Below are 26,551 nucleotides of genomic sequence, written 5' to 3'. Positions count from 1 at the left end.
GGTCTGGAGAAACCCCTCTTGGCATAGACTTTTGCCGTCGTTGAAACGCCCCTGCAGGACAGCCAACACGGAGCCGAGAGCCACAAACTAAATCGGTTTACTATTTAGCGCGCCTTTCCTACCATCCAGAGATGGCGAGAGAAACCTTTACGATTGAGGGCGCAGGCGCGATTTCTCTTACAGCCGAGGCTGAGGGGGATGCCTACGCCATACCCGTCCTTCTTGCGCACGGCGGCGGGCAGACACGGCGCGCGTGGAGAAGGGTGGTCAGCGAGCTGGCTCAAGCCGGCTTTCGCGCAATCGCCTTCGACATGCGCGGTCACGGAGACAGCGATTGGTCGCCATGCGGAGCTTATGAAATGCGCGACTTCGCGGCGGATCTGGTCGCTGCAGCGTCGCGCCTGAACCAGAAGCCAGCGCTGGTCGGCGCTTCACTGGGCGGGCTCGCTGGACTGATTGCCGCAGGGGAGCTTGCTCCAGGTAGCTTTGCTTCACTCACATTGGTCGACATTGCCCCGCGCATGGCGCCCAGCGGTGTAATGCGCGTGGTTGGTTTTATGGAAGAGCATGTCGATAGCGGCTTCGCCTCACCAGAGGAGGCGGCCGACGTGATCGCTCGCTACATGCCGCATCGTCCCAGGCGGGGCGCGAGCGATGGTCTGAAAAGCTATCTGCGGCAGAAGCCGGATGGGCGCTTCTATTGGCACTGGGACCCTGTGCTTATCCGTAATATAATGTCAGCCAGACAAGGCGACCCAGACAGCCAAGAACGTCAATCGGCAATGCTCAGCCAAGCTGCGGCGAATCTCACGCTTCCGCTTCACCTCATCCGAGGCGCCTCTAGCGATCTTGTTTCCGAAGAGGCCGTATTGCATCTGCGACAACTCGCCCCCCATGCAGAATACACCGATATTGCCGATGCCACGCACATGGTCGTGGGCGATGCGAACGATGCCTTTTCCGCCGCTATCGTCGATTTCCTACGGCGCCATCACTCATCCGATACGGCTCAGCCACAGGGGACGAGGGAGCTATGATCGATCGAGAGCGCTTGCAGGAAATGCTGAATATCGCGCCGTTTCATCGATGGCTTGGGCTGGAGATTGCAACATGCTCCGACCAGGGAATCGCGATCACCATGCCATGGCGCGAAGAGATCGTGTCGAACCCGATGATTGGGTCGGCGCATGGAGGGGTCCTGGCTTCACTGGTCGACCTCACCGGGCTTTATACTCTGCTTGCCGGGGGCGTCGCGGCGAGAGCGACGGCCGATCTGCATGTCGATTACCACCGTCCTGCAACCTCAGGACCTCTCACTGCTCACGGACAGATCGTGAAGATCGGGCGACAGATTTCGGTGGCGGAAACCCGGGTTCTCGAGCCCGACGGCAAGTTGGTCGCCAGCGGCAGGGGCGCCTACTTCTCGTCAACCGGATCACTTGATCATCGCGGCGGGACTATTGATCTCGAACAGGCTCTTGCCACCCAAGGCCCAGCGACTTCTGCAGCGCGATCCACGCCAGCGTAAGGGCGCCTTTTGCCCGGACGAGGTCTGCTGAGGCCTGCTGCTGTTCTCGCAGGGCCCGGTTGAGGTCAGCCTTCGAGATCGCTCCTGCGGCAAAACGTTGGCGGTTCAGATCGGCGGCGCTATCCGCCTGGCTCTTGATCTGCGCGCTGGCTGCCAGCGCGACGCGTTGTTGGCCAAATCGTGCCAGAGCGCGCTCGGCATCCCGTAGCGCCGCGAGGACGGTTTGACGATAGTTGGCGACAGCTTCGTCGCGGACCGCCCCGGCGCGATCGACCGACGCGTCGACCCTTCCAAAATCGAGGAAGTTCCATTCCAGGCGGGGTATCGCCAATGCCGAAAATTCGCCTACATCGAAGATATCGTCGGGGGAAGATCCGCCAAGGCCCAGAATCCCCATAAAGGACAGCTTCGGGAACCTTGCCGCTTCGGCCACCCCGATCCTGGCCGTTGCAGCGGCGAGAGTGCGCTCAGCCGCCCTGATGTCGGGCCGACGCGCGATCAGACTCGCCGGATCGCCGACAGTAACCTCATCCGGGGGCAAAGGGATATCTCGCGGCGTCGAAAGGTCTTCGGCCGTCGATCCAGGAATCCGTCCCGACAGGATCGCAAGCGCGTCTAGCAGGACGGCTTTATCGGCCTCCGCCTCGGCGAATTGGGATTTGAGCACCTCCAGCTCCGCGTTCGCATTGCCCACCGGGAACAGCGGCAGCGCGCCTTGCTGATACCGCTGATAAGTTAGGGCCAGGACTTCTTCCTGCAGCTTGATCTGCGTCCGGTATTGGTCGGCGCGGAACTGGGCCTCCCGCAAGTTGACGTAGTTATTGGCAACTTCGGCGGTCAGCTGAACCTTTGCGTCCTCCGCATTGGCGACCGTTGCCGCAGCCTGCGCGTTGCCGGCCTCGATACGCCTCCGGGAGCCGCCCGCGAACTCCAGCTCCCAGTTGGCATTGAGACCAACATTGTAAAAGCTGAGGGCATCGTCGCTTCCCGCCTCCGGATCGGGTTGCTGTGAGGACGGGGGTGCCCCCTCCTGAATTTCAAGGCCGGGAAGCTGACCCTGAATAGTGGTGGCCTGGGTTCCGAGTGTCGGCATTCTGCCGGCCCGATCCTGCCTGACCGATGCCCGGGCCTGCGCGATGCGCGCCTGCGCTGCCTGGAGCGACGGATTTTCGGACAACGCAGTTTCGACCAGCCGGGTCAGTTCAGGATCGTCGAGCAGCACCCACCATTCGGCAAGGGCCGGGTCCATGACGCCCACATCCTCGCCAGCGCGGACAAACCGATGGCCGGTATCCGCCGACAATATTTCCGGAGGGCCTGCGTAGTCCGGCCCAGCCGTACAGCCAGCCAGCAAGGCGATGAGGAGAAGCGATGGTATCGAACGGCGCATCATATAGGGCTCAGTGCATCGAAAGGGAGACATTTTTTGGAAGCGGCCTCAGGAAGAGGACCAGCGGAACCGTCGCGAGGGTCAGAATCCCCATAACCAGGAACACGTCATTGTAGGTCATTATGAACGCCTCGCGTTGCAGGGTGCGGCTCAAGACGGCCATCGCCCCCTCCATGCCGCCGAAGTTTCGCGCCAGCCCGTCGAGATAGTCCTGTAGCGAAACGCTGTTCGCATTCAGGGTCTCTTCCATCCGCCGGCTATGATGCCAGATCCGCTGGTCTTGGAACGATGCCAGAGCCGAAAGAGCGAAAGAGCCACCGAGATTGCGCGCCGCGTTGAAAATTCCCGAGGCGTCGCCGGCATCCTCCTTGGCGACCGAAGCCACCGTCGCCTGATTCAGGAACATCATCGACAAGATCATGCCGACACCGCGCAAGAGCTGGCTCTCGGTAAAAACGGCACCACCGGATTCTGCTGTAAGGCTGGTGCTGACAAAGCAGCTGACCGCCATCAGCAACATGCCGGCGCCGACGGCGATGCGAATGTCGATCTTCCGGATCATCAAGGGAAGCACAGGCATCAACAGGAAGGCCGGGACGCCCATCCAGAAGATCACCAGCCCGGTCTGAAGCGCGTTATAATCAGAAATGATCGCGAGGAACTGCGGGATGACGTAGGTCGAACCATACATCACCATACCCAGGGCGAGCGCCATGATCGCGACGCTGGCGAACTGTCGATTGAACAAGAGCTGCAACTTCAAGACTGGCTTGCGTGCCTTCACCTGTCCGTAGATCAGCGAGGCAAATCCGACGACTGTGATGATTGTGAGCCAGCGAATGAGAGAGGATTCAAACCATTCCTCGCGGTGGCCCTCCTCAAGGACGACCGTAAGTCCGCCCAGCCCCAAGATGAGCCCGACAATGCCCGCCCAATCCGCGTCAGTGAGATAATCCCACTTTGGCTTTTCGTGGGGCAAGCCAACGAACAGCAGGAGCAGCAGCAGGCCGCAGACCGGCACATTGACAAAGAAGGCATAGTGCCAGCTCAGATTCTCGGTCAGCCAACCCCCGATCAAAGGCCCCATCACGGGGCCGAGGATCACTGTCATGCCGAACAGGGCCATTCCGATGGGCTGCTGATGTGGCGGCAGCCTTTTGGCCACGATGGTCATTGCCGTCGGAATGAGCACGCCGCCCGTGAAGCCCTGACCCGTGCGGCCGATGATCATTGTCGTAAGGTCGGTTGCAATCCCGCACAGCACCGAAAAGGCGGTGAACGCGCTGACCGCGATGATGAGGAGGGTTCGCAGACCGAACAGCCGTTCCAGCCAAGCGCTCAGCGGAATGACGACAATCTCAGCAACGAGAAATGACGTAGCAATCCAGGTGCCTTCGGCGCCTGTGGCACCGATCTCGCCCTGAATGACGGGGAGTGCGGAATTGACGATTGATATGTCCAGCGTCGCGAGCATGGCGCCAAGCGCGCCCGCGGCCACAGCGACCCAGGCAGTAACGTCTGCGTTCTTTCGGCTCCCGGCCGGCCCGATCGAAGTGTCCTGCGCTGCCAGTATCTCGGTCATTGAGTCCGACTCGAGATCTCTTCCAATTCGCCGGCAGCATTCCGAGTGTCGACCGTAGCCACTACCGACATGCCGGGAACGAGCAGACGCCGCACTTCAGGGGGAGCATCGATAGCGATGCGGACGGGTATCCGTTGAACGATCTTGGTAAAGTTGCCGGTGGCATTTTCGGGGGGGAGGATGGAAAATTCCGCGCCCGTTCCCGGCGATATGCTGTCCACTCGTCCCGCGATCTCAAGGTCTGGCAGGGCGTCAACTTCGAGCCTGACGCTCTGGCCGGCCCGGATGAGGCCGACCTGCGTTTCTTTGAAGTTCGCGGTCACGTAGATCGCGCTCACCGGAACCACCGTCATCAAACGTTGACCCGGTTGCACGAACTGGCCCACCCTGACCGAGAGATCGCCGACGCGGCCGGCCTTGCTGGCGCGCAGCAAGGTCGATTCAACCGTAAGGTCGGCTGTTTCCAGCTGAGCGCGAGCAGCGTCCGCCTGCGCCTGGGTCTGGCTGATCTGCTCGAACAGGGTCCCCCGGCGAGCGGTCGCGGCAGCCACCGCCGCCTGCGCAGCGGCGAATTCGGCCCGCGCCTGCCGCGCCTGCGCCTCATACTGGTCTAGCTTTTCCCGCGGTTCGGCTCCTGTCGCTGCAAGGGGCCGATATCGCGCCACCTGGTCGTTCGCGAGGTCCAGTGCCGCGCTCGCGGCGGCGAGTTGGGCCCGCGCCTGGCGAATGGCTGCATCCTGTTCGGATACCTGAGAACGGATTGTGTCGGCACCGGCCAGGGTCGCAGCGATCTGTGCGCGCGCCTGCTGCGCTTGCGCCTGATAATCCCGCAGATCCAGTTGTACGAGGGCTCCGCCGCGAGCTACTTGCTCGTTCTCCCCTACGAAGACCTCTTCGACGTATCCCGCTACCTTGGAAGAGATAACGACGCTGTCGGCAGCGACATAGGCGTTATCGGTCGACTGCATGTACTGTCCGTAGGTTACGTGCCGGTAGTACCACCAGATCCCGCCAAGCAGCACGGCAAGACCAACGATGATTAGCACGATGCGCAAGCTACGCCGCGATTGCGGTTTCGTTGGGGTTGTGCCCTCCTGCTCCGGTTGGTTGGAGTTATCGGTCATCTGACTCTTTCGGCAGCCTCAGTAAAAGGTGAACGCGTCTCGCGCCCTATGAGCCGTGAGACAGATAGTAAAGGCATTTAGCAGTTTGCATTTGGGCATCCGAGGCTATCCGACTACACAGCGCTATGGATGAAAAACCAGATACCATGTCACGGTCTCAGCGTCGGCAGAAGGTCATCACCGATGATGACCGCATTCTCTATCTTATGGACGAGATCAGTCGCGGCGCGCGCAGAGTGTACGATGCGAGGGTCGCCAGGATCGGTCTCAATCAGACACAGTGGAGGATCATCGGACAACTTCTTCGCGATCCTGCCCTTACGCAGGCTGAAATCGCCAAGAAACTGGAACTGGAATCGGCGACCATCGGCCAGGCGGTTGCAGGTCTTTGCGCACGCGGGCTGATGAAAAGGCTTCGAGCTGAGACGGATCGGCGAGCGTGGCAGCTCATCCTCACGGAGCAGCTTGACGATCTGCTGCCCGAACTGAGAGGCTCCGCGGATAGGCTTCATGATCTGCTTTGGCGCGACATTGCCGCCGACGAGAAGCAAACGTTGCAGCAGATTCTTGCAAGGGTATCGGAAAATCTGGACCAACTCCGGGCCGAGGCTGAGTAATATCATGGCATCGCCCCCGGAAAAGCCTATCAGCAGCATCGCTCGCGCCGCGGAGATTGGCCGAATCTTAATGAGGCACGGTGCGAAGACTCTCGCCGGAGCCCTCGGATTTATTCCCTCTTCGAGCAATGTCATCGATCCTCGCGAATTTCGTCCGGCCGCAGTTGTCGCGTTCCTCCGTGACATCGGGCCAGTCGGCATAAAGCTGGGGCAGCTCCTCGCCACCCGAAGCGATCTGTTTACCGAACACTGGATCACTGCATTCTCAACCCTGCACGATCAGGTGTCGCCGGTGCGCTTCGCAGATATCGAGCCCGTACTTGCTTCAAGCTGGGGTGAGGACTGGCGGAACGACTTTGCGCAGTTCGACGAACAGCCTCTGGCGTCCGCCTCGATTGCACAGACCTATTCCGCCAAGCTACGGGACGGTAGCGAGGTCATCGTGAAAGTTCGCCGCCCGGGCACCGCCGCGCGCATGGAAGCCGATGTGCGCCTGCTTGTGCGTCTTGCCGAGATCGCGGAAGCACGCTCGCCTGACATCGCGCGTTACCGGCCAGTCGAGTTTCTGCGGACCTTCGGCCGCAATCTTGCCTGGGAGATGGACCTCGCTGCGGAATCCCGAGCCTGCGAGCGGATCGGCGCATATCTCGAAACCATCGGCGTCAGGACCCCGGCCATCCATTGGGAACTGACCGGGCTGCGGGTGAACGTTCAGGAACGCCTGTACGGCAGGCCCGCGTCTTCGCTGGGCGCCTCATCGGGCGATCCGGAGGTGGCGGCGTTCGCCAAGTGCTATGCCAACGCAGTCCTGCGCATGATCATTCTGAACGGCGAATTCCACGGCGACCCTCATCCCGGCAATGTTTTCCTGATCGGCGAGCAGGATGTCGGCTTCATCGACTTCGGATCGGTCGGGACGCTCACCAAGGCCAGGCGCGACGAGATCGTCCGCCTCGTGCTTGCGATTGCTGGTGAGGAAACCAGCGATGTCGCGGATGTCCTGCTCGCATGGGCGGGGGAGCCGAAGGTGGATCGCGATGCGCTCGCGGTGGATCTGGATCAGTTGATTGGAGAGTTCAGGGGGACCGTGCTATCTGGCATCGAGTTCTCGCAGATTTTTTCCCGCGTTTTCGATCTGTTGCGGGATTATCGACTGGTTCTGCCACCTGATCTGGCCATTCTTCTGCGTACCTTGTTGACTGCAGAGGGCTTCGTCCGATCGCTGGCACCGGACTACAACATCGCCGAAGAGACCCGGCCGATCATGACGGAGCTTCTCGCCGAGCGGTTCTCGCTCGGCAGCGCTCGGTCGGGTTTGAAGAGACTTCGCGGTCAGCTGCTGGGGTTGTCGGCGTCCTTGCCCGACATACTTGCCACTGCGAACTCGATCGCAAAGTCAGGATATGTGCCGGTTCAGCTCGATCCGCTCAGTATCGAGCAGCTCGCTGGACTTCGCAATGAGCGTCAGTCCTTGAAAGGCCCTCTAGCTGCCGCATTGATCATAGCTAGCGCGTTGCTTGTCGATCAATCCTGGCTTCTGGCTGGCGGCGCGCTTGTGATTGCTGGGGTGGTGCTCATCCGAAAGTCATAATGAAGGAGCAACTTAATTCGTGCACGGTCACGATACGGCAAAGCCGAACTTAACGAGGATTTCATGCGCCTCACTTCAGCGACCAAGACGCATCGCGAAGAAAATTTTTCGACCTATTGCGATTGAAGGCTTATTTTCCTCAATCAGACGAAACTTTGGAACGGCAGCTTTCAGGCGTGTCCTCGCCTGACTTTATGGCCGCTATGAGGGCGCAAAGCGGTCATCTCAGGAGTGAAAAGGTAGTGCCTCCCCTGCCCCACGTCGGTCATTTCCGTTCGAATCCTCACGCGGGACTCGAACTCCACCGTTTGACCGGGACCTCTGCGATGTATTTCGCCATGAAATGTCTTGAACAAGCCGTTGTCCTAGCGTCAAAATCTATCCTTCGGCTCGCATTCGCGGGTGGGGGTATCACCTAACTCACCCACAGCGGGAAATACCCCCAAAATACCCCCACAAAGCCTCCGGCTTCAAGCGAACACATGCGGACGCATACGGACACAAGCGGACTGGCGTGGTAGCACATCAGCTATCGAAATCAGGGATTTGGGTCGAAAATCCGGACGCATACGGACACAAGCGAACCTATACGGACGCTATTTCCCGGTAGCGGAGGAGGGATCCATGGATGCCAGTTATCCAATTGATAATTTAGGATACATTTAGAGGAGACCCCAGAAATACCCCCTTCACTACCCCCAATATGGGGTTTTACGATAAGACAATTCAGGGATCGGACGAGCTGAGTTCAGACACCATTTGACCAAGTGATTTTTGTCTCTTCAAAGGTCAGAAACGAGTCAGAGTCGCTGCTCTTCGCACAGCGTCGGATCATTAGGCCGTAGATCTGTAATTTGCAGTAGCTCGGCGGCGTGGCCCTTGAGGGTTTCAAGGATCTGTCCGCACTCGTCGATCATGGGACCGGCGGTGCTGTATCGGGTCTCACAAGGTCGGGCGTTGCCTTGACTCGAAGCGGGCTTTTGCGGCCCATCCGTTTACCTTCGCAGATCGTCCGGCCCTGCGTTCCCTCGCGGGTACGCCGCCACCGGGTCAGCTCGAGAGCGTCACCGCTGGCTTAATGGGTCTATCTCATCTTAAGCCTCGAACAAAGTGCCGTCTCGCAGCATGGCGTGCATGATGACCGCGAGACGGCGGGCGAGCGCGACACGCGCCTTTCGCAGGCCGCGTCGCTTGGCGATCTTGAGCGCCCAGGTTTTCAGTGCAAAGCTCTGCTTGGTGCGCGTCAGGATCGAGTTCGCCGCCTCGTAAAGCAGCTTGCGGACGGTGCTGTCGCCCTGTTTGGTGATCCTGCCCGTCCAGTCGAGTTCGCCCGACTGGTGCCGGCGCGGGACCAGGCCGAAGTAGGCGGCCGCAGTTCGTGATCGCTTAAACCGGCTTGCGTCATCGACCGCTGCGGCGAACGCGGCGGAGGTCTGCACGCCCACGCCCGGGATGCTCATCAGAGCCTGGCAGGCCGGTGACGCTACACTGATCGCCTTGAGCTGACGATCGAGTCGCTTGATCTCGTCGACAAGGCGCTCGCGCACGTCGAGCAGCGATGCCACCGCTTCGCCGAGGCCGGGGATCGCAGCGGCCTCCCGCATCCGCGCGAGGAACCGCTTACCCTGTCCAATGCCCAGCCTGATTCCGAAGGTGGCGCAGAGCCCGCGGAGAGTGTTGTCGAGGCGGACGCGCGCTTCTACCAGATGCCCCCGGGCGGTGATAACCGAGCGCACGCCATGCGCTGCGGGCGACTTGACATGCACCTCCTTGTAGAAGCCGGTGCGCGCCAGCTGCGCGAGCCCGGCAGCATCATGTGGATCGGTCTTGTTGGCCTTCATCGCCTTCAAGCTCTGATGCGCCTGGCGTGCGTCGATGCACACGATGGGGATGTCCAGTTCGCGTAAGCCCAGGCAGATCGCCGGGCTCATCCGGCCCGTCTCGATTACCGCTCGCTCGATCGGTCCGTAGCGCGCCAGCGCAGCGGCGATCGCCGCGGGCGTGCTGTCGACGGACAGCGCGCCGAGCTTGCGCCCCTCCGCGTCAACAACACATACCTGCGACGTTTCCATCGACAGATCGATTCCGGCATAATGGTTCATGGCTGCTTCCTTCCTTCAGCTTTCGACAACCAGAAGTGTGCGCCGTACAGCCGGCCCAGGGAAGCAGCTACAAATTACACGATGACTCATTAGTTGCGATCCATAACCGTGCTGAGAAGAGCTTAATGGCAGCGAGGAAGTTATCGGCGCGTTTGTCGTAGCGTGTCGCCAAGCCTCTGGCGTGTTTGAGTTTTCCGAAGAAGCGCTCGATCAGGTTGCGATAGCGGTAGAGGAAGGCGCTGAAGGCGAAGCCCTTTCGTCGATTACGCTTTGCCGGGATGTTGGCGAAGCCGCCGTTGCTTTCGATCCGTGCGCGGATAGCATCGCTGTCATAGGCCTTGTCAGCCAGGAAAGTGCTGCCGGGTGGTACGACATCAAGCAGCGCTACAGCCTCGCGGCAATCGCTGGCTTGTCCTTCCGACAGATGCAGGCCGACCGGTAAACCCCGGCCATCAACCAGCGCATGGATCTTGGTAGTCAGGCCGCCCCGGGAACGTCCCATGCAGCGATTGGGGGCCCCCTTTTTAGGGTCGCACCATGCTGGTGGACCCGGATCGAGGAACTGTCGATCATGACCAGTTCGCCATCGAAAGCGTTAGTGTCCGCGCTCGTGGTGTAATTTCCGGTGTAGATTGAGGTTGTCGCATGGGGTGGGGCATGCCCCACCCCATGCGATTTCGATCTCGGTGGCCACCGGGCTCATCGGTAAGGTGGAGTTACCACACTTCACACGCCCACCGAGGAGTTGATCCCGATGACCGACGACAGACTACCGCTTGCCGAACTGATGACGAAGACCGGAGACACAGATTTCCTGCGCACAATCGCCGAGAGCGTGCTGCAAATCATCATGGAGGCCGATGTCGATGGCCTGGTCGGCGCAGGCCGCCATGAACGATCGGGCGAACGCACGACCTGGCGCAATGGCTACCGCGACCGCAGTCTCGATACCCGGCTTGGCACGCTCAATCTGAAGATCCCCAAGCTGCGGACCGGCGCCTATTTTCCCGGCTTCCTGGAGCCGCGCAAAACTGTCGAGAAGGCGCTGGTCGCAGTGATCCAGGAGGCGTGGATCGCCGGGGTCAGCACCCGTCGCGTCGACGAGCTGGTGCAGGCGATGGGCATGACCGGCATCTCCAAGTCCTCGGTGTCAAAGCTGTGCAAGGACATCGACGAACGCGTTCATGCCTTCCTCAAGCGACCGCTTGCCGGCGACTGGCCCTACCTCTGGCTCGATGCCACCTATCTGAAGGTGCGCGAGGGCGGACGGATCGTCAGTGTCGCCGCGATAATCGCCGTCGCGGTCAACACCGAGGGCAAGCGCGAGATCGTCGGCCTGCACATCGGCCCTTCCGAAGCCGAGCCGTTCTGGTCGACCTTCCTCAAGGACCTGACCCGCCGCGGTCTGACCGGCGTGAAGCTGGTCATCTCCGATGCCCACGAGGGCCTCAAGGCGGCGATCACCCGCGTCCTCAGCGCCACCTGGCAGCGCTGCCGCGTCCACTTCATGCGTAATGCCCTGGCCTACGTGCCCAAGGGCCAGAACACGGTCGTCGCTGCCGCCATCCGTCAGGTCTTCCTCCAGCCCGATCATGCGGCCGCGACACAGATCTGGCGTCAGGTCGCCGATCAATTGCGGGCCCGCTGGCCCAAGCTCGGCGCCTGCATGGACGATGCCGAGCACGACGTGCTCGCCTACATGACCTTCCCCGAGCAGCATCGGGTCAAGCTGCACTCTACCAACCCACTGGAACGCCTGAACAAGGAAGTGAAACGCCGCGCCGATGTCGTCGGCATCTTCCCGAACGAGGACAGCATCATACGCCTCGTCGGCGCCGTCCTGCTCGAGCAGAACGACGAATACCAGCTCCAGCACCGCTACATGCAGATCGAGGGCATGGCCGCCCTGGCCACACCCATAAACGAGGAGGTTCAGCCGCTACAGATTACACCCAAGGCCGCCTGAAAATGCAGCCCGATGGCCAGCACCGAAATTACACCACATTGACGGACGTGACCTCGAAAGCGGCGCTGACGGAGGACAGAAGCCGGTCCCATACGCCAGCTTTGCGCCAACGCACGAAACGGTTGTAGCACGTCGTGTATGGCCCATAGCGCTCCGGGATATCCGCCCAGGGGCTGCCTGTGCGAAACCGCCACAATATCCCATTGATCACCCGACGATCATCAACACGCGGAACACCGCGCACCTTGTTCGGCAACAACGGCTCGATCACCGACCACTCGAAATCCGTAAGCTCAAATCTGCGACGGCTCATCCAAGGCTCCTTCAAATGCCTTGAATCAATCCAATCTACATCTCGCAAGCCAGTTTATGAGTTTACCACCTAGGAGACCTGTGCGCGGGTGGACGTAGACCATTGGAGTAGAGCGTTTTTTGATCCTACGGCGGTGGAATAGAGGAACCACGCGCCGCGTTGCTTGAGGATCGCGTTGGCCTTCTCGCTCTTGTGGCTGGAGAGGTTGTCGAGGATCACCATGTCGCCCGGCTTGAGCGTGGGAGCGAGTTGGGTCTCGACCCAGGCCTCGAAGATTTGACGGTTCATCGGACGGTCGATCACCCAGGGCGCGGTCAGGCCATCGTGGCGCAGCGCGGCGATGAAGGTCTGGGTGCCCCAGTGACCGAACGGAGCCTTCATCCTCAGCCGCTGGCCTCGGCGCGCGCGACCCCGCAGGCGGGTCATCTTGGTGGTGGTGCCGGTCTCGTCGACGAACACCAGCCGTTCCGGGCGGCGGCGCATCCACGGCTGGCGATGGTCACGCCAGACCCGCCGCGCACGCACGATGTCAGCGCGATCGGTCTCGCAGGCCAGCAGAGTTTTTTTTGACAGTAAAACCTGCCGCCTTGAGCAGGCGCAGCACCGAGGTGTGATGCACGCTCACCCCATGTTCGCTCGCCAGCCGCTCGGTCAGTTCGCACAGGGTCAGCTCACCATCCGCCTCGACCCAGCCGATCACCATCTCGCGGTAGGCGCCCAGCTTGCCGCTGCCCGCAGGTCAACCCTGTTTGGCAGGCGCCACCGACCCGGTCTGCGCCTGGCGCTGCGCCAGCCTGACCGCCGTCGCCGCGCTCGCCCCAAAACGCCGCGCCGCTGCCCGTCGCGAACCACCCTCAGCAATCGCCGCATAAATACGGACACGAAGATCAGAAGAATGCGCTCTGCCCATGTGAGGTGGTCCCGTCTTCTTGGACAGGTTGGCGGCGAAGTTAAGCTAATCCCGGATGTGATTATGCCGCCAGTCTGGTCATCAGATCATGGGGGGCATGCCCCCCATGATCTGAAGCGTCGATCCGTCCATAGGCCTCTGCCGGGGTCTGCCCCGCTAGACCCGAGTGCGGTCGCTGCGTGTTGTAGTAGGTGATCCAACGAGCAAGGCCAGTGCGCAGCTCCGAACCGGTCTCGAAGGCGTGGAGATAAACGCATTCATATTTGAGAGATCGCCACAGCCGCTCGATGAACACGTTGTCCATCCAGCGGGGGCCTGTCAGTAATTTTGTGCGCGAGGTCGTTTTTGTTCATCAGACCGTGAACCTGTCGCCGAAGATGATAGCGAACTGGGTTTTGGCCTCGAACCACTCGCGCGGGGGCCGTTTCCATTCTTCGGCCGCGTGATTGAGAACGAGGTATAGCAGTTTCATCGCCGCCTCGTCACCGGGGAAGTGGCCGCGCGTGCGCACTGCCCGCCTGAGCTTCGAGTTCAGGGCCTCGATGGCGTTGGTGGTATAGATCATCCGCCGGATCGGCGCACTGAAGGCAAAGAATGGGATCACTTGCTCCCAGTGCCGACGCCAGCTCTGGGGGATGGCTGGATATTTCTGGCCCCAGGGCCCTGCCTCGAAGGCTTCCAGCGCGGCCAGGCCGGTCTCGGCATTCTCGGCGCGATAGATGCTGCGCAGGGAAGCTGCGATGGCCTTCCGGTCCTTCCACGACGCAAAGCCCATCGAGTTACGGATCAGATGCACAATGCAGGTCTGGACCACCGTTTGCGGGAACACGGCGTTGATGGCATCGGGGAAGCCCTTCAATCCGTCGACGACGGCAATGAGGATGTCGGCCACCCCCCGGTTCTTGAGCTCGTTCATGACGCGCATCCAGAACTTGGCCCCCTCGGTCTGCTCGATCCACATCCCGAGGATTTCCTTGGTCCCGTCGGGCAGGATACCGAGCGCGATGTACACCGCCTTGTTACGGACAAAGCCCTCATCCCGGATTTTGACCCGGATCGCGTCGAAGAAGACCAGCGGGTAGCAGGCATCAAGCGGCCGTCCTTGCCATTCAGCGACGGTTTCCAGCACGGCGTCGGTCACCGTCGAGATCAGGTCCGGCGACACATCGATGCCGTAAAGCTCCTCCAGATGTCCCCGGATCTCACGCACCGTCATGCCGCGCGCATACATCGAGATGATTTTGTCGTCGAAGTCCGGGAAGCGGCGCTGGTATTTGGCGATCAACTTGGGATCGAATGTGCCCTGCCGGTCACGCGGAATGTCCAGCGTCAGCTTCGAAGAACCGGTCAGCATCGTCTTCTTCGAGGTGCCGTTGCGGCGATTGCCGATCCCAACCTCGGCTTCCGATTCGAGATGATCATCCAGTTCGGCGGCAAGCATCCGCTCCGAAAGCGCCTTCTTCAGTTCAGCAATCAAGCCGTCCTTGGCAAACAAATCCTGCGGATCACGCCCTGACAGCAACTGATCCAGTAACTCCTTGTCGATCGCCATATCGATGGTCCTTTCCATTCCATCTATATGACCTCGCGCACAAAATTACTGACAGGCCCTCCAGCGGCCTCGGCCGTCCATGCTGATCCGCACCTCGGCATCCCGCAGCACGCTGGTGAAGGCTAGCGAAGTGAACTGACTACCCTGATCCGTATTGAAGATCTCGGGACGACCGAAGCGCGCCAGCGCTTCCTCCAAAGCCGCCACGCAGAAGCCCGCATCCATCGTGTTCGACAGGCGCCAGGCCAAGACCTTGCGGGTCGCCCAGTCCATCACCGCGACCAGGTACAGGAACCCTCGGCGCATCGGGATGTAGGTCACATCCGCACACCACACATGGTTCGGTCGCACTATCTCCAGCTTGCGCAGCAGATACGGATAAATCCGATGCTGCGGATGCGGATCACTCGTGCGCGGTCGCTGGTAGATCGGCGACAGGCCCATCTTGCCCATCAGCCGCCGCACACGTCGTCGGCCAACATCATAGCCGCCTCGGCGCAGGTGCCGGACCATCTGTCGACTGCCATACCACGGCATGTCGAGGAACGCCGCGTCGATCACCCGCATCAGCGCCAGCGTCTCCTCACTCTCCGGCACCGGTGCATAGTAGTAGGACGACCGGCTGATCGAGAGCAGCCGGCATTGCGCCGCGATAGACAGGCGTTGGTGAGCTGGTTCGATCATCGCCCGCCTCCGTGCCACGCTCATCGACCGGAGGCTCTGGCTAAAAAATCGCGCTCCACGACCAACTGACCGATCTTCGCGTGAAGCTTCTCGACTTCGGCCTCGCTGGCCGCCCGGGCCGCATCACTTGCCCCCGAGAACGTGCCTGCCATCCCTTCGACCGCCTGCCGCTTCCACGCCGCGATCATCGTATGGTGAATGCCGTGCTTCGCGGCCAGCTCCGCCAGCGTCAGGTCACCCCGGATCGCTTCCAGCGCCACCTTCGCCTTGAACTCCGCGCTGTAGCGCTTCCTCGTCTTCCTCATTTCCCGTCCATTCCTCAGGTCGGGATTAGCTTAGCACCCTGTCCAAATTTCCGGGACCACCTCACCCTTTGACAGCGAGGTGCCGCCCTTGAGCTCGAAGCCAAAACCCAACTGCTGCAAACCCCAGATACCATGCATGATCCAATAGTCTTTTTCGACTAGGCTTGGGTCGATTGCGTGGTTTCGGGCAGTCACGGCAATCAGATCGCCGAAATCAGGCAAGTTGTGCAGCAGCGTCATGTGCTGTGCAGCACAGGCGACAATAACCGCTCCGCTCGAGCCGAGCCAAAGTCGCGGACGGCCCGTGCCAGGCGTTTGCGATCCATTCCTCGCGCGCGCGCTAAGGCTTTAGGCAAGATGCTGGATGCATCTTCAGGCAGCCGCTCGAGGTTATGAAGCAGGTCTACGAGCAAGACCTCCTCGGTCAGATGAGCCGGTAAGGTGGCGCGCATACGAAAATCATACTCGCGACCATCGAGCTTGAAGCGCCCATGCCGCTTGTGGTTGTAGACGACCGGCACGTTGTGAAGCTGCGTGGTGCCCACACCTAGGCCATTGTAGGCATTGGGCGACAACATGAGAAAACGTTCATCCCCAAGGAACCTCCCCACCAGTTTCTCCGGCTTTGCCGGAGCATTACCAAAGCGGGTCCGGCGCGGCGCCATGTACAGACCGTTCGCCACCTTCTCAAGGCGTCCTTTCGCGACAAGCTGACGCAGATGCCGGTCAACGGCAGTTGACCAGCGTGCAAGATCTTTACGCCGGTAAACTTGCCCTGGTCGCAATTTTCGCGCGAGTTCCGTCACTGCCGACACTGAATGCTCCTTTGGTTTCCAGATAGGATCATTCAGACAAAAATGCAATTTTCTCATTAAAAATTCATGCACACGTTGACGGCGATGGCACCAAAACACCCAGTTCTCCTGAAGCAAATCTTGCCTACCTGCACGCGAATCACGCCATCGATGCGATCGTCTTACGGAAGCGCGAGAGCGCAATTGCAAAGAACACCACACCGATCGCTGCCGCCGCAGCAAACTGCGGCCAGACCACATCGATTCCGGCTCCGCGAAACAGAATCGCCTGCCCCAGTTCAACGAAATGAGTGGTTGGCGCAGCGAGCATGACGGTGCGCACCACCTCAGGCATGCTTTCGCGAGGTGTCGTACCCCCTGAAAGCATCTGCAGCGGCAGAAGCACAAGCACCGCCAACATCCCAAACTGCGGCATATTGCGCGCAATGGTTGCCATGAATATGCCCATTGATGTCGTCGCGAACAGCACCAGCGCCGCGCCAGAAAAAAACAGTGTTAACGATCCTGCGACCGGGATGTCGAGCGCTCCGCGTACCACCAGGTTGAGTGAGGCAAACGACGCCACCAGCACGACAAGGCCCATCGACCAGATCTTGCTCGCCATGATCTCGAAAGGCGTCACTGGCATGACCAGCAAATGCTCGATAGTGCCGTGTTCGCGCTCTCGGATCAACGCGGCCCCGGTCAGAATAATCGAGAGCAACGCGATGTAGTTGATGATCTGAGACAGGCCACCGAACCATTTTTTGTTCAGCGTCGGATTGAACCGTGCGCGCACTTCAAGGTCTACCGGGAGGCTTGTCTTGCTGCGGTATCGCTGCATGAAAGCAGTCACTTCACCCAGCGCAATTTGCTGGATGTAGCCGCTCCCGCTAAACGCCTGAGTCATGCGCGTCGCGTCAGTGTTAAGCTGGATTTCCGCCTTACGCCCTGCGAGAATATCCTGCTGGAAACCCGAAGGGATGTGCAGCACGAACGTATAGATTCCTGCATCCAGGCCGGGGTCGATCTGCGACGGAGCGATGCGATCGGGTGTCTTGAATTGGGGCGGATAGAATGCCGAAACGATCCGCTGCGACAGCGGCGAATTGTCCTCGTCGACGACGGCGATTGCCGCCTTGTTGAGGGTTTCCGGCATTGAAGAGGCGGACGTGTAGACCGACGCCGTGAACAGGAACAGGATCAGCACCAGCATTGTCGGGTCACGCCAAAGACTCCACAGCTCCTTGACGCCAAGCCGGTAGATGTTGGAGAGCTTCTGGCGCATGCTACTGCTCCTGCTTGCGCAACAGCGCAATCGCGACACCGATGATGACCGGGATTGCCAGCATCAGCGGCCAGAATGATCCCGCCAGATCGCCGAAACCCAGTGCCTTGTTGAATACCCCTCGGCTGATCGTGAACATATGGCTGGCCGGATAGAATTCACCGATGATACGGCCCGTACCCTCCAATGAGGAGACTGGATCGAGCATGCCCCCGTAGGTAACCGTGGGAATCAGCGTGCCGATCATCGCCAGGAACATCGCGGCGATCTGGCTTTTCGTGACGGCCGAAGCCAACAGCCCCATACCCGTGGCGATAACGCAGAAAAGCAATGCGGCCACCACCAGAGTCAACACGCTACCTGTGATGGGCACGTCGAACAGAAACACACCCAACAGCACCATGACCGTGAAATTCAGCATCGCAAGTCCGACATAAGGCAATTGCTTGCCCAGCAGGAATTCCGTTCGCGTGACCGGCGTAACATAAAGATTGATGATCGAGCCCGTTTCCTTTTCGCGCACCACGGCAAGCGCTGCGAGCATCGCGGGCAACATCAGAAGCAGCATTGGAATGACGACCGGCACCATCGCTGGCAGGCTCTTGACGTCGGGATTGTAACGGAAGCGGTTCTCGACCGATACCGACGAAGCGGTCGTCATGCCGGCCATGCGCATTTGCTCGGAGAGCCAGAGCTGATGCATGCCCTGGATATAACCCTGCACGGTTTCCGCACGAGACGGCATCGCGCCATCGAACCAGGCGCCAATGGCTACCGGCGCGCCACGCATTACATCCCGCCCGAAGCCGGGTGGAATCTCGATTGCAAGCGCTAGTTCGCCGCTGCGCATCCGCTTGTCGAGGTCGTCATAATCGGTGATCGGGCGTCGTTCGATGAAATACGGAGACCCGGAAATGTCAAGCTGATAGCTTTGACTCATCGCACTCTGGTCGCGGTCGAGCACGGCGTACCGTAAATCGTTTACGTCCATGCTGATGCCGTATCCCATCACGAGCAGCAGGATGACAGAACCTGCAATCGCCAGTGTACCACGGACGGGGTCGCGTCGCAGTTCAAGCGTTTCACGCCAGACGTAACTGAACAGCCTTTGAAGGCTGAACCGGCGTCTCGCAGGAGGTTGATCGTGAACTGGCTCGGCCTGTGCCTGGAGTTCAGGGATGTCCTCCGCTGGCGCCCCGCCTTCTCCGGCAGCCTCGAGCAGATAACCGATGAAGGCATCCTCGAGCGACTTCGCGCCCCGCTTTTCGACAAGCTTTGCGGGCGCGTCGCTGTCGAGTACCTTGCCTGCGTGCATCATCGACATGCGATCGCAGCGTTCGGCCTCGTTCATGAAGTGGGTGGAGATGAATATTGTCACCCGGTCGCGCCGCGACAGTTCGACAAGCAGGCGCCAGAATGAATCGCGCGCGACCGGATCCACGCCCGACGTTGGCTCATCGAGGATCAGTAGCTCCGGGTTGTGAACCATAGCCACGGCAAGACTAAGTCGTTGGCGAATGCCCAGCGGCAGACGCTCGGGCAATTCCTCCATCTCTGACTCAAGGCCAAAGCGGCCGGCGATCTCGACAACACGTCTGGCGATCTCTTCAGCCGGAACGTGGAACAAGCGCGCATGGAGTTCCAGATTCTGCCGCACCGTCAACTCGCCATAAAGCGAGAAGGACTGGCTCATATAGCCCACCCGGCGGCGTGTAGCGATGTCGCGCGGGTCCACCTCGTGGCCAAACAGCCAGGCCTGCCCTTCCGTTGCGGGGAGCAGGCCTGTCAGCATCTTCATCGTCGTCGACTTGCCGCAGCCATTGGATCCGAGAAAACCGAAAATCTCGCCGCGGCGGATGCGGAACGAAACATGGTCGACCGCAACGAAGTCCCCGAAACGCATGGTCAGCCCTTGCGCCTCGATGGCAATGTCATTCTCCTCGACATCGAGCGGCGGAATGACCACCGGTGCGTGGCCATCTTTGCGCTCTTCGGGCAGAAGTTCGGCGAAAGCGGCGTCAAGATCGTTGCAGCCCGTGCGCTCGAGCAGCTGGGCAGGTGTGCCGGTGGCTAGGATCGCGCCATCGTCCATCGCTACCAGCCAATCGAAGCGTTGCGCCTCGTCCATATAGGCGGTGGCGACGATTACGCTCATGCCGGGGCGCTGTTTGCGGATGCGCGCGATGAGATCCCAGAATTGCGCGCGCGCCAACGGATCGACGCCGGTCGTGGGTTCGTCGAGGATGAGCAGGTCCGGATCGTGGATCAGCGCACAGCATAGACCCAGCTTCTGCTTCATTCCGCCCGAAAGCTTACCCGCCGGACGCGACAGGAAGGTTTTAAGGCCGGTACTGCGCGTCAGGTCATCGATGCGCCGGCGTCGCTCGCCCGCGTCGTGACCGAACAGGCGAGCGAAGAACTGGAGGTTCTCTTCGACCGAAAGCGTTGGATACAGGTTCTTGCCCAAGCCCTGCGGCATATAGGCGATGCGCGGACAGACATTCTCACGATGGCGTCTGTCGGCCATATCGCCGCCCAGCACTTCCACCGCCCCGCCCTGCACGGCCCGCGCGCCGGCGACGAGAGAGAGAAGACTCGACTTGCCGACCCCGTCAGGGCCGATCAGGCCGATCATCCGTCCTGAAGCGATCTCGAAATCGATGCCGCGCAGGGCTTCCGCCTTGCCGTAGTGCAGATGCACTCCGGCAAGGCGGACGACCGGCGGTCCGCTCGGGGGCTGGGCTGTCGCCACCGGTCTTATTCCTTAACGAGGTTGCTGAGATTTGCGGGCCAGTCGGCTTTCGGATCAATTCTGACATAGGCCATGCCCGGAAGGCCAGTCTTTACGATATCGAGATGGCGCTGCAACAGGGCCGGATCGATCCGCGCGCGCACGCGGAACATCAGCTTCTGACGCTCACTTTCCGTCTCCACCGTCTTGGGCGTGAACTGGGCGACATCGGCAACGAAGCTGATCTTCGCAGGGATCACGATATTGGACGCTGCATCGAGAACGAGGCGCACCTCGCTGCCGATACGCACCTTGCCCGCCGCCGTCTCAGGCAGGAAAAAAGTCATGTAAACGTCCGTCAGGTCGACAAGGTTCATGACGCGTCCACCGCTTGCCACCACCTCGCCCGGTTGTGCAACACGGTACTGGATGCGACCAGAACGGGGCGCGCGAAGATCACTGTCCGCGATATCCGCCTTGATACGCACGATCGTAGCCCTGACGGCATCGACATTTGAGCGTGCGCCGATGACCTGGCTGCGTGATGCGGCGATGCTGGCGTCGACCGCCGCCAGCTGAGCTCGAGCCGCTTCGACGGTGGCCGCTGCGCCCTCAACCGAAGCCAGATTGTCATCCCGCTCCTGAACCGCCGTAGCGCCTTCGCGCGCCAGAGTTTCAGACCGTCCATAACGCTTGCGCGCGGCATTGAGTTCAGCCTCTCGCTGGCGGACTGTCGCCATGGCGGAGGCGCGCTCGCTTTGACGCTGGCTGACCTGGGTTTCGGCTATCTGGACATTGTTGATAGCCTGGGCGAGCTGGGCTTCGGCTTCGGCCAACTGGGCGCGCATGGTCTCGGTATCCATATGGGCGACAACATCACCCGCTTTGACCAGTTGTCCCTCTTCGGCGACGATGTCGCGGATACGCCCAGCGGTCTTGGCGGCAATGTCGATCTCGACCGCCTCGATGCGCCCGTTGCCGCTGGCGATACCTTCCGGAAGTTCCGCCGGCTTGAGCAGCAGATAGAGTGCTATGCCTGCCGCGATAATGGCCACGGCGATCCCGCCCAGGACAAGCCTGCTTTTGCTCTTGGCCTGCGTCATTGCGTCTGTCCCCTATCGCTTTCTGTCGAGTTCGTCTGGAAGGTCTGATCGGCTACGAAGCCGCCGCCAAGCGCCGAATAGAGCGCGACGATGCTGGAAATTTCAGCGCGCCGCAGCTGGACCAGCGCCTGTTCGGCATCGAACAGATCGCGCTGGGCATCGAGCACTTCGAGATAGGCGGAGCGACCGTTGTCAAAACGTAGCTGAGCAAGGCGCGCGCGCTCGCGCTGCGCGCCCAGCATGTCACGGGTAGTTTCGATCTGCTTTTGCAGCTGGCGCCGCTGAACCAGCGCATCGGACACATCCCGAAAACCGGTCTGGATCGCCTGCTCATATTCGGCAACGGCGCGCACCTCGCGCGCTTTTGCGACGTCAAGGTTGCCCTTCAAGCGCCCGGCATTGAATAGTGGTAGCCTCAAGCTGGGCGTAAAGCTCCATGCTTCACTGCCGCTTGAGAACAGACCATCCAGTTGATCGCTCATGGTGCCATAGGCGCCAGTCAATGAGATATTTGGCAGAAACGCTGCGCGTGCGGCACCGATATTGGCGTTGGCGGCACGAAGCCCATATTCCGCGGCCAGGATATCAGGGCGATAGAGCAGCAATTCCGATGGTAGCCCAGGCGGAAGGACCAGGCCTTCAGGCGCCTCGGCGAGAGATAGGTGTCCGGGCGCGATGCCAATCGAATGACCGACAAGAAGCGCCAAGGCGTTACGGTTGACCGCGCGATCCTGCTCCAGTCCATAGAGGGTCGTGCGGGCCTGGGCGAGCAGGGTCTGCGCCTGCATCATGTCAAGTTTCGAGCCGGAGCCCACTTCATAACGTCGCCGCATGATCCGCAGCGATTCCTCACGCGTGGAGATCGAGTTGCGGGCAAGGGCTATGCGTTCTTCATATTCGCGCTCCAGGAGGTAACCGTTCGCCACCTGTGCCACCAGTCCGGAGGCAACCGACCTGCGCGCCTCCTCTGTTGCCAGATACTGCCAGCGCGCGGCATCGCGCAAATTGCGCAAACGGCCCCAAAAATCGATTTCCCAGCTTGCGCTCAACTGCGCGCTGATCTGCTCGGAACTGACCATTGTCGCCCCAGCTCCGGGAATATTGGCTAAAGTGCGCCCACGGCTATAGCCACTCACGGCGTCAAGCTGCGGATAGAGCGCAGCCCCTTCGATCCGCCAGGCGGCCCGCGCTTCGGACACACGGCTTGCCGCAATACGAATATCCCGATTATTTTCGAGCGCTTCGCCAATCAGCCGCTGAAGTTCAGGCTCGCGAAAAAATTCGCGCCAGCTCGTTCTGGCGATCGATCCGCCCGACGCATCAGGCGCATCATATGCAGTAGGTACCGGCATGGCCGGCGCGACATAATCGGGCGTGAACGAGCAGGCCGACGTACCGAGGAGCAAAAACGCGGCGAGCAAAAGCCGCCGCCTTTTCACGGCGATGCCCGGCCCTTTCCCATAGGGCCATTCCCGAGATTGCAACATTGGTACACCGTCCCTCGTCAACCCAACCAGGCAAGCAGTCCGCGTTACCACAACGCTGGCCACTTGCGACGACTGGTCGTCAAATTTTAGTTTGCCGCCGGAGCCTTGGCTTTGGAGCCCGGACGGCATCCGCAGGAGCGGCAACGGCATCGCCCCCCTGGAAGTCACCGCGTCCAGACATCGAAAACTCTACGAGCCCGCTGCTGCGCTTCCTCTATCGAGAATGCGGCCCCGACGGCATCTCGCCATTCCGCAACCGCAGCGCTTACATCCGCCAGCGACGCCTGTCGGTTTTGCTCTACCTCCATAACAATTTCCGGCCATTGCGACAGCAATGGGAATTGAAACGGGGACACCTGCGGTGCGGCACCTGCCTGCGTAAATACCGCAAGACCTTGGGACGCAATTTTCGCCTGTCGCTGCGCGGCTACGCGGGCGACCTCGAACAAGGCCTGCCCCAGTTTTTGATTGGCACTTACAAGCGAAGTCATTTGATCAAATGGATAGCTCATCCGAAAACTTTCCTGACTGAAACGATAGGCATATCTGGAGAATGATCGCCCAAGGAAGAAATCAAAGTCACCCGTTAACCATATACTACCCGCTATTCATGGTAGGAACGGATCCTGCAAAAAAAGCAGCTAGCGCCGAAGTAAGGCAGACCACGGCCTGAGCAATTTCTTCGGGCCCTCCTCGCCGGCCAACCGGAATGGAAGATATTATCTTCGCGCGCACAGCGTCAGGCACAGTAGCCACCATGGCAAACCGAGACCACATCGCAGCCGACTGCCTTCAAAGCTTTTGCAATTGCGGTGCCAATGCCGCGCGTAGCGCCAGTGACGAGTGCCAAACTAGACATAAAAATCCATATTCTCAGCTCGACTTTAACTCCGGAACAGATTTTTCTGTTCGCGAAGAATCATATGTATACGCACGAGTATACCTTCGCTTATGATTGAGGTCCAGCGGATGCGAATCGCATTCCTAAAAAAGGAGATTTTGCGATCATGCCTGACCGCACTCCCAATGCTGCGCCCCATGCCCGTACCGGTCGACCAACAGTGACGGCCGGCAAGCGGCTTGGCGCTCATATTCTGGAGGTCGCCAGCAAGAATTTCCTTCAGCATGGGTACGAAGGCGCGAACATGGATGAAATCGCAACAGACGCTCAAGTTACGAAGCGGACACTATATCGGCGATACGGATCGAAGATCGGCCTATTCGGGGCTGTCATTGACCATGAACGGACCTGCTTTATCGAAGCGCTGGTTGTCCAGACGGAAGGAACCAGCGTTCGTGAGCGCATTTCGGTTGCTGCCCAAAACATCCTAGATGGATTTTTAACGCCGAAAGTGATCGGCTTTGACAGGCTTAAGGCGGAAATTGAAAGACTTGTCCCCGATTATTCGGACAATGCACTGCAGATTGTAACAAGCCATTGGGTCGATATCATACGCGAGACGCTCTTGGCCGATCCGGAAACTGCAAAATACGATAACGATGAGATCGAAGACATTGCTTCGTTACTGCTGGACACGCTCGTGCTCGCGCCACGTATGCGTATTCGTATGCTTAAAGTTCTCGATAACACGCCTGCAGCCAAGTCAGCCCATATTGACCAAGCACTGGACTTGCTTGCGGCAGGGATACCCTCCCTGCGCCGGTAGTCGGGACCTGCGCGCCCGCCCCTCTCGATTTAAGATACACGATCAGGATGCAAGAATCTCATGGTAGATAGAGACCCGCAGCATAGCGATCCCCTGGACGGTTTCGCCCAGACTTTGGACCGTATGGCCGCTTCTTCAATCGCTCAAGCAACCAGCGGATTGTCACCTGCTACCCTCTTCATGGCAATATCCGATTGGGCCATTCACATGGCGAGTTCTCCGGGCAAACAGCTTCAGCTTTCTGCAAAAGCAGCGCGCAAATCTGCCCGGCTGCTCGACTACGCGGTACGAAAAGCCCGTGATCCTGACGCCGCGCCCGCAATCGAGCCTTTGCCGCAGGATCATCGCTTCGTCGATCAAGCCTGGCAGAAGCCCCCCTTCAACCTTATCGCCCAGTCTTTCCTGCTTAATCAGCAGTGGTGGCATGCGGCGACGAGCGGTATCGATGGCGTCTCACGCCATCATGAGGATATTGTGAATTTTGTGGCGCGCCAGTTTCTCGACTATTTTTCGCCCAGCAATTTTATCGCTACCAATCCCGTTCTTCTCAAGCGCATCGCCGATACCGGAGGGCAATGCCTGGCGGACGGCGCCGCCCATTGGCTCGAAGATATGCAGCGCCAGTTCCGCGGCGAACCGCCAGTCGGCACCGAGGCTTTCAAACCCGGTGAAACCGTGGCGACCGCCAAGGGCAAAGTCGTCTTCCGCAACCAGCTGGTCGAACTTATCCAGTATGAACCGACAACAGACAAGGTGCGACCGGAGCCCGTGCTGATCGTACCTGCATGGATCATGAAATATTATATTCTGGATCTGTCGCCGGGAAATTCGATGGTCAAATGGCTGACTGCGCAGGGTTATACCGTCTTCATCCTGTCCTGGCACAATCCCGGAACGCAAGATCGCGACCTTGATCTCGATGCCTATCGCCGCCTTGGTCCAATGGCGGCGCTCGACGCCATCACTACCATTACCGGTGCGAGCAAGATTCACGCGGCTGGCTACTGCCTGGGCGGTACGTTGCTCTCAATCACTGCAGCCGCAATGGCGCGCGATCATGACGAACGCCTGGCCAGCGTCACCCTTTTGGCGGCACAGACGGAGTTCAGTGAACCGGGCGAGCTTGGTCTCTTTATCGATGAAGCGCAGTTGCACATCCTCAAGAACATGATGTGGAGCAAGGGCTTTCTCGACAGCAGCCAAATGGGCGGCGCCTTCCAGATATTACGGTCGAACGATCTGGTCTGGTCGCATGTACTTGGAACCTATCTGATGGGCGAGCGCGACGAGATGATCGACCTGATGGCGTGGAATGCCGACGGGACCCGCATGCCCTATGCGATGCATAGTGAATATCTGACACGGCTTTTCCTCAACGACGAGCTTGCCGAGGGGAAATATACGGTCGAAGGGCGCAATATCACCTTGTCCGCTATCCGCGCGCCGTTCTTTGTAGTCGGTACCGAACGCGACCATGTCGCGCCATGGAAATCGGTACACAAGATTCATATGCTGACAGGCGCGGAAGTGACGTTTGTTTTGACGAGTGGTGGCCACAATGCGGGCATAGTTTCTGAACCCGGCCACAAGAACCGGCGCTATGAAGTACTGACCCGCCCGGCTGATGGCCCCGCCTATGACGCGGACGAATGGCGCGATGGCGCCCAGAAGAAGCAGGGTAGTTGGTGGACCGAATGGGACGCATGGCTGGATGCGCGTTCCGGAGAGCCGATCACGCCCCCCGCCATGGGTGCCGCAGATAAGGGGTATGCCCCCATTGCCGACGCTCCCGGTCATTATGTGCTGGAGAAATAAGA

At 60.0% G+C, this 26,551-nt stretch carries 21 protein-coding genes and 4 pseudogenes; 7 read left to right on the top strand and 18 right to left on the bottom strand.

From position 1 onward, the window contains the following. Positions 1 to 131: 131 nt before the first annotated feature. Together ABIE62_RS13555 and ABIE62_RS13550 are read left to right on the top strand one after the other, a co-directional pair. Positions 132 to 1,037: an alpha/beta fold hydrolase gene (locus ABIE62_RS13555; RefSeq protein ID WP_354326771.1), complete on the top strand. Its 906-nt coding sequence runs from the start codon at positions 132 to 134 to the stop codon at positions 1,035 to 1,037. Beyond that, the gene (locus ABIE62_RS13550) at positions 1,034 to 1,528 is read left to right on the top strand and encodes a hotdog fold thioesterase (RefSeq protein WP_078056337.1); all 495 of its coding nucleotides are present in this window, start codon (positions 1,034 to 1,036) and stop codon (positions 1,526 to 1,528) included. The genes ABIE62_RS13555 and ABIE62_RS13550 overlap by 4 nt, the downstream gene beginning before the upstream one ends. On the opposite strand, the gene ABIE62_RS13545 is transcribed toward ABIE62_RS13550, so the two are convergent. The 3 genes from ABIE62_RS13545 to ABIE62_RS13535 are packed head-to-tail and all read right to left on the bottom strand — an operon-like array spanning position 1,458 to position 5,624. Next, positions 1,458 to 2,918, bottom strand: coding sequence for an efflux transporter outer membrane subunit (locus ABIE62_RS13545; protein ID WP_038283764.1), 1,461 nt, complete (start codon positions 2,916 to 2,918; stop codon positions 1,458 to 1,460). The genes ABIE62_RS13550 and ABIE62_RS13545 overlap by 71 nt on opposite strands. A 10-nt stretch (positions 2,919 to 2,928) precedes the next feature. Further along, positions 2,929 to 4,500: an MDR family MFS transporter gene (locus tag ABIE62_RS13540; RefSeq protein ID WP_051051489.1), complete on the bottom strand. Its 1,572-nt coding sequence runs from the start codon at positions 4,498 to 4,500 to the stop codon at positions 2,929 to 2,931. Then, on the bottom strand, positions 4,497 to 5,624 hold the full coding sequence (locus tag ABIE62_RS13535; RefSeq protein ID WP_039338698.1) for an HlyD family secretion protein: 1,128 nt from the start codon (positions 5,622 to 5,624) through the stop codon (positions 4,497 to 4,499). The genes ABIE62_RS13540 and ABIE62_RS13535 overlap by 4 nt, the downstream gene beginning before the upstream one ends. Positions 5,625 to 5,749: 125 nt before the next feature. Between ABIE62_RS13535 and ABIE62_RS13530 the strand changes: the two genes are divergently transcribed. Both ABIE62_RS13530 and ABIE62_RS13525 read left to right on the top strand, forming a co-directional pair. After that, the gene (locus ABIE62_RS13530; RefSeq protein ID WP_052242797.1) at positions 5,750 to 6,241 is read left to right on the top strand and encodes a MarR family winged helix-turn-helix transcriptional regulator; all 492 of its coding nucleotides are present in this window, start codon (positions 5,750 to 5,752) and stop codon (positions 6,239 to 6,241) included. 4 nt (positions 6,242 to 6,245) lie between these two features. Continuing rightward, complete coding sequence (locus tag ABIE62_RS13525) at positions 6,246 to 7,832, top strand: ABC1 kinase family protein (RefSeq protein WP_038283222.1); 1,587 nt, start codon at positions 6,246 to 6,248, stop codon at positions 7,830 to 7,832. A 1,094-nt stretch (positions 7,833 to 8,926) separates the two neighbouring features. Here the strand turns inward: ABIE62_RS13525 and ABIE62_RS13520 are convergent. Then, positions 8,927 to 9,934 (bottom strand): IS110 family RNA-guided transposase, encoded by a 1,008-nt coding sequence (locus ABIE62_RS13520; RefSeq protein WP_354326769.1) that lies wholly within the window; start codon positions 9,932 to 9,934, stop codon positions 8,927 to 8,929. A 67-nt stretch (positions 9,935 to 10,001) separates the two neighbouring features. Further along, positions 10,002 to 10,534: pseudogene (locus ABIE62_RS13515) on the bottom strand (IS5 family transposase); the annotation flags it as partial. A 154-nt stretch (positions 10,535 to 10,688) separates the two neighbouring features. Here ABIE62_RS13515 and ABIE62_RS13510 point away from each other — a divergent pair. Beyond that, complete coding sequence (locus ABIE62_RS13510) at positions 10,689 to 11,900, top strand: IS256 family transposase (RefSeq protein WP_354326767.1); 1,212 nt, start codon at positions 10,689 to 10,691, stop codon at positions 11,898 to 11,900. Between the two features lie 52 nt (positions 11,901 to 11,952). On the opposite strand, the pseudogene ABIE62_RS13505 reads toward ABIE62_RS13510, so the two are convergent. From ABIE62_RS13505 to ABIE62_RS13445, 13 genes and pseudogenes are all read right to left on the bottom strand, one after another. Further along, positions 11,953 to 12,213, bottom strand: a pseudogene (locus ABIE62_RS13505) (transposase); the annotation flags it as partial. 69 nt (positions 12,214 to 12,282) lie between these two features. Next, positions 12,283 to 12,696 carry a transposase gene (locus ABIE62_RS13500; protein WP_354326765.1) on the bottom strand — a complete coding sequence of 138 codons (414 nt, stop codon included), beginning with the start codon at positions 12,694 to 12,696 and terminating at the stop codon, positions 12,283 to 12,285. Positions 12,697 to 12,742: 46 nt separating this feature from the next. Beyond that, positions 12,743 to 12,916: a winged helix-turn-helix domain-containing protein gene (locus ABIE62_RS13495; protein WP_354326763.1), complete on the bottom strand. Its 174-nt coding sequence runs from the start codon at positions 12,914 to 12,916 to the stop codon at positions 12,743 to 12,745. A 268-nt stretch (positions 12,917 to 13,184) separates the two neighbouring features. After that, a pseudogene (locus ABIE62_RS13490) lies at positions 13,185 to 13,433 on the bottom strand (integrase core domain-containing protein); the annotation flags it as partial. 42 nt (positions 13,434 to 13,475) lie between these two features. After that, on the bottom strand, positions 13,476 to 14,675 hold the full coding sequence (locus tag ABIE62_RS13485; protein WP_354326762.1) for an IS256 family transposase: 1,200 nt from the start codon (positions 14,673 to 14,675) through the stop codon (positions 13,476 to 13,478). Between the two features lie 60 nt (positions 14,676 to 14,735). Continuing rightward, positions 14,736 to 15,664, bottom strand: a pseudogene (locus ABIE62_RS13480) (IS3 family transposase); the annotation flags it as partial. 30 nt (positions 15,665 to 15,694) lie between these two features. Further along, positions 15,695 to 15,904, bottom strand: coding sequence for a hypothetical protein (locus tag ABIE62_RS13475; protein ID WP_354326761.1), 210 nt, complete (start codon positions 15,902 to 15,904; stop codon positions 15,695 to 15,697). Continuing rightward, positions 15,901 to 16,479, bottom strand: a complete 579-nt coding sequence (locus tag ABIE62_RS13470; RefSeq protein ID WP_354326759.1) for a hypothetical protein — start codon at positions 16,477 to 16,479, stop codon at positions 15,901 to 15,903. The genes ABIE62_RS13475 and ABIE62_RS13470 overlap by 4 nt, the downstream gene beginning before the upstream one ends. A 139-nt stretch (positions 16,480 to 16,618) precedes the next feature. Beyond that, positions 16,619 to 17,746 (bottom strand): ABC transporter permease, encoded by a 1,128-nt coding sequence (locus ABIE62_RS13465; protein ID WP_354326756.1) that lies wholly within the window; start codon positions 17,744 to 17,746, stop codon positions 16,619 to 16,621. Position 17,747: 1 nt separating this feature from the next. Next, complete coding sequence (gene rbbA, locus ABIE62_RS13460; RefSeq protein WP_354326755.1) at positions 17,748 to 20,498, bottom strand: ribosome-associated ATPase/putative transporter RbbA; 2,751 nt, start codon at positions 20,496 to 20,498, stop codon at positions 17,748 to 17,750. Positions 20,499 to 20,503: 5 nt separating this feature from the next. Next, positions 20,504 to 21,580, bottom strand: coding sequence for an HlyD family secretion protein (locus ABIE62_RS13455; protein WP_046902779.1), 1,077 nt, complete (start codon positions 21,578 to 21,580; stop codon positions 20,504 to 20,506). Continuing rightward, entirely contained in the window at positions 21,577 to 23,067 is a 1,491-nt protein-coding gene (locus tag ABIE62_RS13450) for an efflux transporter outer membrane subunit (RefSeq protein WP_082347800.1), read from the bottom strand. The genes ABIE62_RS13455 and ABIE62_RS13450 overlap by 4 nt, the downstream gene beginning before the upstream one ends. A 164-nt stretch (positions 23,068 to 23,231) precedes the next feature. Beyond that, positions 23,232 to 23,579: a hypothetical protein gene (locus ABIE62_RS13445; RefSeq protein WP_354326753.1), complete on the bottom strand. Its 348-nt coding sequence runs from the start codon at positions 23,577 to 23,579 to the stop codon at positions 23,232 to 23,234. A gap of 495 nt (positions 23,580 to 24,074) precedes the next feature. Between ABIE62_RS13445 and ABIE62_RS13440 the strand changes: the two genes are divergently transcribed. Together ABIE62_RS13440 and ABIE62_RS13435 are read left to right on the top strand one after the other, a co-directional pair. Continuing rightward, positions 24,075 to 24,734: a TetR/AcrR family transcriptional regulator gene (locus tag ABIE62_RS13440; RefSeq protein WP_354326751.1), complete on the top strand. Its 660-nt coding sequence runs from the start codon at positions 24,075 to 24,077 to the stop codon at positions 24,732 to 24,734. 60 nt (positions 24,735 to 24,794) lie between these two features. Then, on the top strand, positions 24,795 to 26,549 hold the full coding sequence (locus tag ABIE62_RS13435; RefSeq protein ID WP_046902781.1) for a PHA/PHB synthase family protein: 1,755 nt from the start codon (positions 24,795 to 24,797) through the stop codon (positions 26,547 to 26,549). Positions 26,550 to 26,551: the final 2 nt, after the last annotated feature.

The sequence above is a fragment of the Porphyrobacter sp. MBR-155 genome, from assembly GCF_040547625.1.
In the GTDB taxonomy this organism is placed as follows: Bacteria; Pseudomonadota; Alphaproteobacteria; order Sphingomonadales; family Sphingomonadaceae; genus Erythrobacter.
The sequence above is the reverse complement of the archived record's forward strand: the minus strand, read 5'-3'. Positions and strand labels throughout refer to the sequence as shown.

What these genes read in the sequence shown, in the direction of transcription:
- ABIE62_RS13555 (WP_354326771.1), top strand. Translation starts at nt 132, where the DNA reads ATGGCGAGAGAAACCTTTACGATTGAGGGCGCAGGCGCGATTTCTCTT.
- ABIE62_RS13550 (WP_078056337.1), top strand. Translation starts at nt 1,034, where the DNA reads ATGATCGATCGAGAGCGCTTGCAGGAAATGCTGAATATCGCGCCGTTT.
- ABIE62_RS13545 (WP_038283764.1), bottom strand. Translation starts at nt 2,918, where the DNA reads ATGCGCCGTTCGATACCATCGCTTCTCCTCATCGCCTTGCTGGCTGGC.
- ABIE62_RS13540 (WP_051051489.1), bottom strand. Translation starts at nt 4,500, where the DNA reads ATGACCGAGATACTGGCAGCGCAGGACACTTCGATCGGGCCGGCCGGG.
- ABIE62_RS13535 (WP_039338698.1), bottom strand. Translation starts at nt 5,624, where the DNA reads ATGACCGATAACTCCAACCAACCGGAGCAGGAGGGCACAACCCCAACG.
- ABIE62_RS13530 (WP_052242797.1), top strand. Translation starts at nt 5,750, where the DNA reads ATGGATGAAAAACCAGATACCATGTCACGGTCTCAGCGTCGGCAGAAG.
- ABIE62_RS13525 (WP_038283222.1), top strand. Translation starts at nt 6,246, where the DNA reads ATGGCATCGCCCCCGGAAAAGCCTATCAGCAGCATCGCTCGCGCCGCG.
- ABIE62_RS13520 (WP_354326769.1), bottom strand. Translation starts at nt 9,934, where the DNA reads ATGAACCATTATGCCGGAATCGATCTGTCGATGGAAACGTCGCAGGTA.
- ABIE62_RS13510 (WP_354326767.1), top strand. Translation starts at nt 10,689, where the DNA reads ATGACCGACGACAGACTACCGCTTGCCGAACTGATGACGAAGACCGGA.
- ABIE62_RS13500 (WP_354326765.1), bottom strand. Translation starts at nt 12,696, where the DNA reads ATGCGCCGCCGCCCGGAACGGCTGGTGTTCGTCGACGAGACCGGCACC.
- ABIE62_RS13495 (WP_354326763.1), bottom strand. Translation starts at nt 12,916, where the DNA reads ATGGTGATCGGCTGGGTCGAGGCGGATGGTGAGCTGACCCTGTGCGAA.
- ABIE62_RS13485 (WP_354326762.1), bottom strand. Translation starts at nt 14,675, where the DNA reads ATGGCGATCGACAAGGAGTTACTGGATCAGTTGCTGTCAGGGCGTGAT.
- ABIE62_RS13475 (WP_354326761.1), bottom strand. Translation starts at nt 15,904, where the DNA reads ATGACGCTGCTGCACAACTTGCCTGATTTCGGCGATCTGATTGCCGTG.
- ABIE62_RS13465 (WP_354326756.1), bottom strand. Translation starts at nt 17,746, where the DNA reads ATGCGCCAGAAGCTCTCCAACATCTACCGGCTTGGCGTCAAGGAGCTG.
- ABIE62_RS13455 (WP_046902779.1), bottom strand. Translation starts at nt 21,580, where the DNA reads ATGACGCAGGCCAAGAGCAAAAGCAGGCTTGTCCTGGGCGGGATCGCC.
- ABIE62_RS13450 (WP_082347800.1), bottom strand. Translation starts at nt 23,067, where the DNA reads ATGTTGCAATCTCGGGAATGGCCCTATGGGAAAGGGCCGGGCATCGCC.
- ABIE62_RS13445 (WP_354326753.1), bottom strand. Translation starts at nt 23,579, where the DNA reads ATGAGCTATCCATTTGATCAAATGACTTCGCTTGTAAGTGCCAATCAA.
- ABIE62_RS13440 (WP_354326751.1), top strand. Translation starts at nt 24,075, where the DNA reads ATGCCTGACCGCACTCCCAATGCTGCGCCCCATGCCCGTACCGGTCGA.
- ABIE62_RS13435 (WP_046902781.1), top strand. Translation starts at nt 24,795, where the DNA reads ATGGTAGATAGAGACCCGCAGCATAGCGATCCCCTGGACGGTTTCGCC.